Annotated in this window: 2 protein-coding genes; one reads left to right on the top strand and one right to left on the bottom strand. The window is 78.0% G+C overall.

Annotated elements, in window-relative coordinates; translation table 11 throughout:
• On the bottom strand, positions 1–1329 hold a 1329-nt coding region (locus tag SSNG_RS42815), incomplete at its 3' end, for an ATP-binding protein (protein WP_165365100.1).
• A 271-nt stretch (positions 1330–1600) separates the two neighbouring features.
• On the opposite strand from SSNG_RS42815, the gene SSNG_RS36980 reads away from it, so the two are divergent.
• Positions 1601–2016: MFS transporter (locus SSNG_RS36980; protein ID WP_042804876.1), on the top strand; the 416-nt coding region annotated here is incomplete at its 3' end.

The raw sequence follows: 2016 nt of genomic DNA, 5'->3' as shown, positions 1-2016 counted from the left end.
CCAGCGCCTTGTTGAGCAGCAGGCGGACCTCCACCCGGTACCGGGCCCGTGGCCATCACCCCGGCGCAGGGCGGCGGCGGAGCGCGCGGGCCGGGTGTACAGGCCCTCGCGGGCACTCAGCGCCAGGGCCCGGACGTCCTCCAGGCCGATTCCGGCGGCGTGTTCGAGGTGCGCGGCCAGCGTCCGGCGGGCCGCGGCGGCCCCGGCGTCGTCGTCGTGCGGGCCGTCCTGCGGACCGGCCGGCGTACCGGCCTCCGCCCGCAGCGCGGCCAGGGCGCGCCCCAGTGCCGCACTGCGCCAGCCGGCCCCCGAGGCGTGGTGGACCAGCGCCCGTACCGCCGGACGGACGAAGCGGAACCGCGTGCCGGTCGCACCGTCGGGCCGGACCAGTCCCTCGCCGTGCAGTTCGTCCAGCCCGGCCAGCGCCTGCTCCAGCGGCACGCCCACGGTGGGGGCGAGCGCGTCCGCGGTGAACGGGTCGCCGAGCAGGGCGGCGGCGCACGCGCAGCGCCAGCCGAGCGACGACAGCGTGTGCAGGTCGATCGAGTCGGGCACGAGCACCGGCGGTACGCCCGTGGCCAGTTCGGCCGTCGCGTGGAAGGACGGGCCGGGCGCGGCGCCCCGGGCCAGGGCGTGCACCAGCCCCGGCACCCCGGCCGCGTCGCGCAGCACCAGCTCGGCCGCGAGCGGCGGCGTCCCGGGCGGCAGCAGGGCGCGGGCGTCTGCCGGGGGCAGCGGGCGCAGGGCGAGGTGGCGCACCCCGGGCGCGTCGTACGGGACGGCCGCCAGGTGGCGGCCCCCCGGCACGGAGCGGTGCGCGAAGACGGTCAGCACGGAGCCCGTCGGGGGGTGCCGGACGAGGTGGTCGAGCAGGTCGAGGACCTCGGGGCCGGCCCGGTGCACGTCGTCCAGGACGAACAGGGTCCCGCGCTCCCCCAGCAGCCCCAGCAGGACGCGCAGGGCACGGGCCACCGCGCCGGGGTCGGGCTCCTCCCCGGCTCCCGGCAGGGTGGCGAGGGCGGGGAAGACGGGCGCGAGCGCGAGCGTGCGCGCCTCGCCGAGCCGCTCGAACAACGTGCCGTCGGCGCGGGCCAGATGGTCGTCCAGGGCGTCGGCCACCACCTCGAAGGGCCGGGTCCGGCCCGCCCTGGGCATCCGCCCGGACGCCACCGTCCACCCCTCCTCGTGCGCGGCGGCGGCCATGTGCCGCAGCAGCCGGCTCTTCCCGCTCCACGGCTCGCCGGTCAACCGGACGAACCGGGGCCCCTCACCGGCCGACCGCAGCTCGCGGTGGAGGACCGCGAGGTCCCTCGTCCGGGCCGCTGTCAAAGGCTGTTGCTGGTCAGGCAACGTGATCCCCCCTCGTGTGCGCGTTCCCCCTCCGGCAGCCTCGCCGACCCGCGTCCCCGCGCACAGAGCCGCCGGACCGTCACTACCTGCATGTCAGTTACTGCGGAGGGCCACCCGCGGGGCGGGCACCGGGTGTCGGGGTGTTCCCTGACGGGCCGTCCGGGGCGGCCGCCCGGGGACCGCCGCGACCTGCGGAAAAGGGGAGAAGCACCGACTGGTGGGGCCGGCCCGGCGCGGTGACGATCGGGGCATGTCCGCCCGTACACGTCTCGGTTACGCCTCCGGCTCCCTGGTCACCGGAGCCTTCAACACGCTGCCCGGTCTGCTCCTGCTGCCCTACCTCACCGACACCCTGGGCGTCGGCGCCGCCGTGGCGGGGGCCGTCGTCCTGGTGCCCAAGGTCTGGGACGTGCTGCTCACCCCGTACGCGGGGCGGATCAGCGACCGGACCCGCGGCCGGTGGGGCCCGCGGCGGGGCCACGTCCTGGGCGGGGGCCTCGGTGTGGCCGCCGCCTTCGCCCTGATGTTCGCGGGGGCCGCGCACGGGTCGGCGGGGGCGCTGTGGGCCGCCGCGGGCTTCCTGCTGACGGCGACCGCGTTCGCGTTCTTCCAGGTGGCGTACGCCGCCCTGCCCGCCGAGATCGCCACGAGCGCGCGGACCGGGTG

The organism is Streptomyces sp. C (genome assembly GCF_000158895.1).
In the GTDB taxonomy this organism is placed as follows: domain Bacteria; phylum Actinomycetota; class Actinomycetes; order Streptomycetales; family Streptomycetaceae; genus Streptomyces; species Streptomyces racemochromogenes.
The sequence above is the reverse complement of the archived record's forward strand: the minus strand, read 5'-3'. Positions and strand labels throughout refer to the sequence as shown.